Source organism: Sphingomonas sp. (assembly GCF_051962185.1).
Classification (GTDB): Bacteria; Pseudomonadota; Alphaproteobacteria; order Sphingomonadales; family Sphingomonadaceae; genus Sphingomonas.
The window spans coordinates 1-7,694 of sequence record NZ_JBQCCN010000133.1 but is presented as its reverse complement, the minus strand read 5'-3'; the positions used below and the strand labels follow the sequence as shown (position 1 = coordinate 7,694).

The following is a 7,694-nucleotide window of genomic DNA, read 5'->3' as shown; positions in this document are numbered from 1 at the left end:
CTGATCGGCAAGAACGCCTGCGGGTCGGGCTATGATTTCGACGTCTTCGTCCATCGCGGCGCGGGCGCCTACATCTGCGGCGAAGAGACCGCGATGCTCGAGAGCCTCGAGGGCAAGAAGGGCCAGCCGCGCCTCAAGCCGCCATTCCCGGCGGGCGCCGGCCTCTACGGCTGCCCGACCACGGTCAACAACGTCGAATCGATCGCGGTCGCGCCGACCATCCTTCGCCGCGGGCCCGAATGGTTCGCCAGCTTCGGCGCCGAGAACAACCGCGGCACCAAGCTGTTCCAGATCAGCGGCCACGTGAACAAGCCGTGCGTGGTCGAGGAAGCGATGTCGATCCCGTTCCGCCAGCTCATCGAGGAGCATTGCGGCGGCATTCGCGGCGGCTGGGACAATCTCCTCGCGGTGATCCCTGGCGGCTCGTCGGTGCCGTTGGTGCCGGCGGCGCAGATCATGGACTGCCCGATGGATTTCGACGGGCTCAAGGCGCTGGGCTCGGGCCTCGGCACCGCGGCGGTCATCGTCATGGACAAGTCGACCGACATCGTCCGTGCGATCAGCCGGATCAGCTATTTCTACAAGCATGAGAGCTGCGGCCAGTGCACGCCGTGCCGCGAAGGCACCGGCTGGATGTGGCGCGTGATGGAACGGCTGCGCACCGGCGATGCCGATGTCGGCGAAATCGATACGCTGTTCAACGTCACCAAGCAGGTCGAGGGCCACACGATCTGTGCGCTGGGCGACGCCGCCGCCTGGCCGATCCAGGGCCTGATCCGCCATTTCCGTCCCGAGATCGAGCGCCGCATCGCCGAGCGTCAAGGCGGCGACCTCACGCCGATGCAGGAAGCGGCGGAATGAGGACATCGCTCGGGCTCCTGACGGCGATCGCGTCGGTGGCAGCGCTGCTGGTTGCGGCGCCCGTCATCGCGCATGCGCAGTTGAAGCCCGAGATAGAGACGGGATCGATGATTCCGGTCCAGCCGAAAGCGGTCGATCCGAAGGACGCTGGCATCATCCGCAAGCATTTCGCGCAATGCGTCTATCGTTCGTCGCGGGCCAGGGTGACGGCCCTGCTGGACAATAGCGATCCTGTCGGCGTCGACCTGGCCGGCGCGAAGATCGACAACGTCAACAAAGCGCTGGACATGGACCATTGTCTGGGCAGGGAAGTCGGGTTCGACCAGAACGCGCTGGGGATGAAGTTTTCGCCCGGCGTTTTGCGCGATCTGATGGCCGAGGAAGCCTATCTCGCCGCCAATCGCACGGCGCCCCAGCTTCCCGCGACGCCGCCGCCCTTGGCGGCAAGGTTCGTGTCGATTGGGGATACCCTGACCAGGGCGCAGGGAATGGTCGCTTTCACCGATTGCACCGTTCTCAAGGATGTGGCGCATGCCGATGCGCTGCTCCGGACGATGCCGGGCAGTCTCGCCGAACGGGCCGCGGCGACCGCGCTCGCTCCCGCGCTCGGCAATTGTCTGCTGAAGGGGCAGCAGGTGGCTTTGTCGCCGGCCAGCATTCGCGCGTTCGTCGCCTACGGAATGTGGAATCGGTTTGGCCGGGGGACGGCGCAATGACCGGGACAATGAGTTCATCGGCACCCCGGGCGATGTGGGGGAGGCTGACATGATCATTCTCTATGCGTCACTGATGCTGGGCATGGCGGCCGCGCCGCAGCCGGTCGGCGATGCGCCGTCCGGGCCGGATATCGCCGAATGCGTGGTCGACAATGACCTGAGCGACGTCCGTTGGCTGCTCAAGACGCTGCCGGGATCGGCGGCCGAGGCCAAGGCGACGAAGAAGGTGCTCGTCTTCTATGGCGGCTGCAGCGACAACAAGGCGGCGGCTGGCGCTTTGGCCTGGCGCGAGCGCGCGGAGATCGCCGAGGCCGCCGCGATCGGCTTGCTCGGCCGCAGTCGGCCCGACGTGGTCGCGGCGACCGCGCAGGGCGGCTGGGCGCTAACGCTGCCGCGTGGCGCCAGCCCGCCGGCCGATTACGACGCCAACTCGGTCGGGATGCGGATGCTCGGCGATTGCGTCGTGCGCGCCAATCCGCAGGGCGCGCTGGCGCTGATCCGCGCCGATCGCGGCAGCGCGGCCGAAACAACGGCGATCGCCGGTCTGTCGGGTAATTTCGCATCCTGCGTGGCCCGCGGAAAAACGTTCAAGCTCAAGCGGCAGGATCTGCGACTGGTCGTCGCCGAGCCGCTGTATCATGCATTGTCGAGGTAAGCGGCGCCCATGCCCAAGGTCAAAGTAGACGGGATCGAGGTCGAAGTCCCCGCCGGAGCCACGGTGCTCCAGGCGTGCGAGGCGGCTGGCAAGGAAATCCCGCGTTTCTGTTATCACGAGCGGCTATCGATCGCCGGCAATTGCCGGATGTGCCTGGTCGAGGTGAAGCCGGGGCCGCCCAAGCCCCAGGCGTCGTGCGCGCTGCCGGCGGCGGACAATCAGGAGATCTTCACCAACACCCCGATGGTGAAGAACGCCCGCGAAGGCGTAATGGAATTCCTGCTGATCAACCACCCGCTCGATTGCCCGATCTGCGATCAGGGCGGCGAGTGCGACCTGCAGGACCAGTCGGTCGCCTATGGCCGCGGCGCGTCGCGCTACACCGAGAACAAGCGCGCGGTGACCGAAAAGTACATGGGTCCGATCGTCAAGACGGTGATGACCCGCTGCATCCAGTGCACCCGCTGCATCCGCTTCGCCGAGGAAGTCGCCGGCGTCGAGGAGATCGGCGCGATCTATCGCGGCGAGGACATGCAGATCACTTCCTATCTCGAACAGGCGGTGACCAGCGAGCTCAGCGGCAACGTCGTCGATCTTTGCCCGGTCGGCGCGCTGACCTCGAAGCCCTATGCGTTCGAGGCGCGGCCGTGGGAGCTGAGGAAGACGCTGGCGATCGACGTGATGGATGCGGTCGGCACCAACATCCGCCTCGACAGCCGCGGGCGCCAGGTGCTGCGCGCGCTGCCCCGCGTCAATGACGACGTCAACGAGGAATGGGCGACCGACAAGACGCGTCACGCGGTCGACGGCCTGGTCCGCCGCCGCCTCGACAAGCCCTATGTCCGCAAGGACGGCAAACTCGTCGCCGCCACCTGGGACGAGGCGTTCGCGGCGATCGCCGCGGTGAACCCGGGCAGCAGCGTCGCGGCGATCGCGGGCGACCTGGTCGATTGCGAGACGATGTTCGCCGGCAAGGCGCTGGTCGAGGCGATGGGCGGTTCGCTGCTCGAAGGGCGCCAGACCGGCATGGATTACGACGTGTCGAACCTGGCCGCGGTCAATTTCAACACGACGATCGCCGGCGCCGAGACCGCCGATGCGATCCTGCTGGTCGGTACCAATCTGCGCTGGGAAGCGCCACTGGTGAACACCCGCATCCGCAAGGCGATCAAGAAAGGCGCCAAGGTCTTCGCGATCGGGCCCGAGACCGACCTGACCTACAATGTCGAGTGGCTCGGCAACGATCTGTCGCTGCTCGGCAAGCTGCCCCAGGCGGCGGCGGATGCATTCAAGAACGCGCAACGGCCGATGATCGTCGTCGGCGGCGCGGCGCTCAAGAACGGCCATGGCGCGGCGCTGGCGCTCGCCAAGACGCTCGATGTGGTCAAGGATGGGTGGAACGGCTTCAACGTCCTGCACTTCTCCGCCTCGCGGATGGGTGGGCTGATGCTCGGCTATGCGCAGAAGGGCGGCATTGCGGACCTGGTTGCGGCGAACCCCAAGCTGGTCTTCCTGCTGGGCGCCGATGAAGTCGATTTCTCGAAGCTTTCCAATAGCTTCAAGGTCTATATCGGCCATCACGGCGACAAGGGCGCGGCGGCGGCCGATGTCGTCCTGCCGGGCGCGAGCTATGCCGAAAAGGCTGGCACCTACGTCAATCTGGAGGGCCGCGTGCAGCGCGGCGAGCGCGCGGTCTTCCCGCCGGGCGACGCGCGCGAGGATTGGGCGATCCTGCGCGCTTTGTCGGACAAGCTCGGGCACACCCTGCCGTTCGACAGCTTCGAGGAATTGCGGGCGCAAATGGCGCTCGCGGTACCCGCGCTCGGCACCCTTGGCCTTGCCACCTTCGCCTGGAACCCGCCGGCGCTCGACGCCAAGGGCGAGGGCGAAATCGCCTATCCGATCAAGGATTTCTACCTGACCAACGCCATCTGCCGCGCCAGCCCGACGATGCAGCAATGCTCGGCCGAGCTGATCCATGGCCAAAGCTTTGCGGAGGCCGCGGAATGATCCGGCATCTTTCCGTCATCCCGGCGAAGGCCGGGATCGCTGGCGGCTCTTGCTGCGTGCCTTCGCCTGAGGCCAGCGAAGGGTTGAGCATGCCCCGCATGCCCAAGGCCCGTCCGGGGGACGGGCCGACCCTTCGCTCCTTCGCCGGGGCGACGAAGAAGGGAGCCGCAGCATGACGCGCTTCTTCCAGGACTTCAATTTCCTCGGCATTTCGTGGCTTCACGTGTCGATGAGCTACGAATGGGCGTGGTTCGTCGCCACGATCGTCGGCATTCTGGTGATCGCATTGCCGCTGATGCTGGCGGTGGCGATGATCATCTATGCCGACCGCAAGATCTGGGCGGCGATGGCGCTGCGCCGGGGGCCGAACGTGGTCGGGCCGCTCGGCCTGCTGCAATCGTTCGCCGACGGCCTCAAGGTCTTCCTCCAGGAAACGATCATCCCGTCGGCGGCGAACAAGGGCCTGTTCCTGCTCGCGCCGATCATCACTTTCACGGTCGCGCTGATCGTCTGGGCGGTGGTGCCGTTCCAGGCCGGCGTGGTGCTCGCCAACATCAATGTCGGCCTGCTTTACGTGCTCGCGGCGTCGAGCCTCGGCGTCTACGGCATCATCATCGCCGGCTGGGCGTCGAACTCGAAATATCCCTTCTATTCGGCGCTCCGTGCCGCCGCGCAGATGGTGAGCTACGAAGTCTCGATCGGCTTCGTCCTCATCTCGGTCGTGATGTGGGCGGGCAGCTTCAATCTCTCGGCCATCGTCGAGGCGCAGAAGGGCTTGTGGTGGGGCTGGCTCAACGGCTTCGGCTTCAATCCCCTGCTGTTCCCGATGGCGGTGGTGTTCCTGATCTCGTCCATGGCCGAGACCCAGCGCGCGCCGTTCGACCTGACCGAGGCAGAGTCCGAACTCGTCGCCGGCTATCAGACCGAATATTCGTCGATGAGCTTCGCGCTCTACTGGCTGGGCGAGTACGCCAACGTCATCCTGATGAGCGCGCTCAACGCGGTGCTGTTCTGGGGCGGCTATCTGGCGCCGATCAACGTCTGGTGGCTCAACTGGGTGCCGGGCATCATCTGGCTGTTCATCAAGATCTGGTGCTTCTTCTTCATCTTCAGCTGGGTGAAGGCGACGGTGCCGAGGTACCGCTACGACCAGCTGATGCGGCTGGGCTGGAAGGTGTTCCTGCCGCTGTCGCTGTTCTGGCTGTTCTTGGTGTCGGGTTACCTGATGTGGACCCGCGTGGGGTTTGGGTCGTGATGCTCCTGGCGATGCTCGCTGCGTACACTGCGCAGCCGAATGACGGTCAAACTGTGCCAGAGAAGCGTATTATCTTCTGTCAACTTCGAAAGTTTGTTCCGTCCGAAGTGAAGGAGGTAGGGCCTGCTGCTGAGGAGGGGCCGAAATTATTCGCGGTGATGTTTCCGGTCGAGCGAGGCGGTACTATCGATGTCGCAGGCTATACCGCGCATGATCCAAATGGACTGCTGCTTGGTATGCGCCCGTCGGCAATCAGGTATGATAAAAAAAGACAGGGCTATTTCATCTATTATACGCAGCCCGGCTCGACCGAGGATGCGAAGAAATCGCTGGTGTTTGGGGTGTTGCCGCGGCCAGGAACAGCGGTTCTCGACGGTCATCTCGCATGGCCTGATGTCGACGCAAATGGAAATGCTTTTTCTTATGTCTTCGAAGGCCTCTGTGACTCATTTGTGTCCAAATCTCCGGACAGGGACTTCGAGACGGTGAAGGGAATGTCGCCGCGATGACCGACCATCCGCCAACCCGTCGACACCGGAAGAATTGAAACGATGAGCCTCGCCCAAATCATCAAGTCCTTCACCTTGTGGGAAATCATCAAAGCCCACTGGCTGACCTTGCGCTATTTCTTCAAGCCCAAGGCGACGATCAACTATCCGTTCGAGAAGAACCCGATCTCGCCGCGCTTCCGTGGCGAGCATGCGCTGCGCCGCTATCCCAATGGCGAGGAACGCTGCATCGCGTGCAAATTGTGCGAGGCGATCTGCCCGGCGCTGGCGATCACGATCGAGGCCGAGCCGCGCGACGACGGTAGCCGTCGCACGACGCGCTACGACATCGACATGACCAAGTGCATCTATTGCGGCCTGTGCCAGGAAGCCTGCCCGGTCGATGCCATCGTCGAGGGGCCGAATTTCGAATTCTCGACCGAAACGCGCGAGGAGCTGATCTACGACAAGGCGAAGCTGCTCGATAACGGTGACCGCTGGGAGCGCGCGATCGCCGCGAACCTTGCCGCCGATGCGCCGTACCGTTAAGCGCGCCGCAACAGTGGGACGCACCATGATTCACCCCGATTCCGTCATCCCAGCGAAAGCTGGGATCTCAAGCGGCTCTTGCCCTGCATCATCGCATGAGGCCCCAGCTTTCGCTGGGGTGACGGTGGCATAATGATCCAGGCAATCGCCTTTTACCTGTTCGCCGCGATGGTCTTGCTCTCGGGTTTCGCGACGATCACGTCGCGCAACCCGGTGCATTCGGTGCTGTGGCTGATCATGGCGTTCTTCAACGCCGCCGGGCTGATGCTGCTGTGCGGCGCCGAGTTCATCGCGATGCTGCTGGTCATCGTCTATGTCGGCGCGGTCGCGGTGCTGTTCCTGTTCGTCGTGATGATGCTCGACATCGATTTCGCCGAGCTGCGCGCGGGCTTCGTGCGCTATGCCGCGATCGGGCTGGTGTTCGCGGTGGCGCTGGCGTGCGAAATCTTCATCGCGATCGGCGCGTGGAGCGCAGGCGGGCTCAAGCTCGACCAGCGCATCGCGCCGACCCCCGACAAGGTCCCGAACATCCAGGCGATCGGCAACCTCCTCTATTCGCATTATCTCTATGTGTTCGAAGGCGCCGGGCTGGTGCTGCTCGTCGCGATGATCGGCGCCATCGTGCTGACCCATCGTGCCCGCGGCGGGGTCAAGGGCCAGAACATCAGCCGCCAGGTCGCGCGCCGGCCGCAGGATGCAACGCGTAACATGCAGCCGCCAGTCGGCCAGGGGGTGGAGCTGTGATCGGCCTGACGCATTATCTGGTCGTGGCCGCCATCCTGTTCGGGATGGGCGTGCTCGGCCTGATCGCCAACCGCAAGAACCTGATCATCATGCTGATGGCGATCGAGTTGATCCTGCTGTCGGTGAATCTCAACCTGGTCGCTTTCTCGGCCTATCTGCACGATCTGGTCGGCCAGATCTTCGCGATGTTCGTGCTGACCGTCGCTGCCGGCGAGGCGGCGATCGGGCTCGCCATCCTGGTGATCTATTTCCGTGGGCGCGGGACCATCGCGGTCGACGACGCCCAGCGGATGAAGGGGTGAGCGCGTGATCCAGACCCAGATCCAGCTCATCGTCTTCCTGCCCCTGCTCGCGGCGATCGTCGCGGGGCTCGGGAATCGTGCGATCGGCAACGTGCCGGCCAAGGTCGTGACCAC

9 protein-coding genes are annotated in these 7,694 nt (G+C 64.5%); all 9 read left to right on the top strand.

The window, feature by feature from the left end; genetic code table 11:
• A partial coding sequence (gene nuoF / locus ACTHJR_RS07910) for an NADH-quinone oxidoreductase subunit NuoF (protein ID WP_440522582.1) occupies window positions 1-861 on the top strand: 861 nt, incomplete at its 5' end.
• Window positions 858-1,577: a hypothetical protein gene (locus ACTHJR_RS07905; protein ID WP_440522581.1), complete on the top strand. Its 720-nt coding sequence runs from the start codon at window positions 858-860 to the stop codon at window positions 1,575-1,577. The genes nuoF and ACTHJR_RS07905, both read left to right, overlap by 4 nt.
• Before the next feature lie 49 nt (window positions 1,578-1,626).
• Window positions 1,627-2,232, top strand: a complete 606-nt coding sequence (locus ACTHJR_RS07900; RefSeq protein ID WP_440522580.1) for a hypothetical protein — start codon at window positions 1,627-1,629, stop codon at window positions 2,230-2,232.
• Window positions 2,233-2,241: 9 nt separating this feature from the next.
• Window positions 2,242-4,242: an NADH-quinone oxidoreductase subunit NuoG gene (gene nuoG, locus ACTHJR_RS07895; RefSeq protein ID WP_440522579.1), complete on the top strand. Its 2,001-nt coding sequence runs from the start codon at window positions 2,242-2,244 to the stop codon at window positions 4,240-4,242.
• A 229-nt stretch (window positions 4,243-4,471) separates the two neighbouring features.
• A complete protein-coding gene (gene nuoH / locus ACTHJR_RS07890) occupies window positions 4,472-5,497 on the top strand; it encodes an NADH-quinone oxidoreductase subunit NuoH (protein WP_440522583.1) in 1,026 nt (341 codons plus the stop codon).
• On the top strand, window positions 5,494-6,006 hold the full coding sequence (locus ACTHJR_RS07885) for a hypothetical protein (protein WP_440522578.1): 513 nt from the start codon (window positions 5,494-5,496) through the stop codon (window positions 6,004-6,006). The genes nuoH and ACTHJR_RS07885 overlap by 4 nt, the downstream gene beginning before the upstream one ends.
• Before the next feature lie 42 nt (window positions 6,007-6,048).
• Window positions 6,049-6,534, top strand: a complete 486-nt coding sequence (nuoI, locus tag ACTHJR_RS07880; RefSeq protein WP_440522577.1) for an NADH-quinone oxidoreductase subunit NuoI — start codon at window positions 6,049-6,051, stop codon at window positions 6,532-6,534.
• A gap of 132 nt (window positions 6,535-6,666) precedes the next feature.
• A complete protein-coding gene (locus ACTHJR_RS07875; protein WP_440522576.1) occupies window positions 6,667-7,278 on the top strand; it encodes an NADH-quinone oxidoreductase subunit J in 612 nt (203 codons plus the stop codon).
• Window positions 7,275-7,580: an NADH-quinone oxidoreductase subunit NuoK gene (gene nuoK / locus ACTHJR_RS07870; RefSeq protein WP_440522575.1), complete on the top strand. Its 306-nt coding sequence runs from the start codon at window positions 7,275-7,277 to the stop codon at window positions 7,578-7,580. The genes ACTHJR_RS07875 and nuoK overlap by 4 nt, the downstream gene beginning before the upstream one ends.
• Window positions 7,581-7,694: the final 114 nt, after the last annotated feature.

Bases quoted from the DNA above. Each gene is read 5' to 3' on its own strand.
- ACTHJR_RS07905 (WP_440522581.1), top strand. From the start codon at position 858: ATGAGGACATCGCTCGGGCTCCTGACGGCGATCGCGTCGGTGGCAGCG.
- ACTHJR_RS07900 (WP_440522580.1), top strand. From the start codon at position 1,627: ATGATCATTCTCTATGCGTCACTGATGCTGGGCATGGCGGCCGCGCCG.
- nuoG (WP_440522579.1), top strand. From the start codon at position 2,242: ATGCCCAAGGTCAAAGTAGACGGGATCGAGGTCGAAGTCCCCGCCGGA.
- nuoH (WP_440522583.1), top strand. From the start codon at position 4,472: ATGAGCTACGAATGGGCGTGGTTCGTCGCCACGATCGTCGGCATTCTG.
- nuoI (WP_440522577.1), top strand. From the start codon at position 6,049: ATGAGCCTCGCCCAAATCATCAAGTCCTTCACCTTGTGGGAAATCATC.
- ACTHJR_RS07875 (WP_440522576.1), top strand. From the start codon at position 6,667: ATGATCCAGGCAATCGCCTTTTACCTGTTCGCCGCGATGGTCTTGCTC.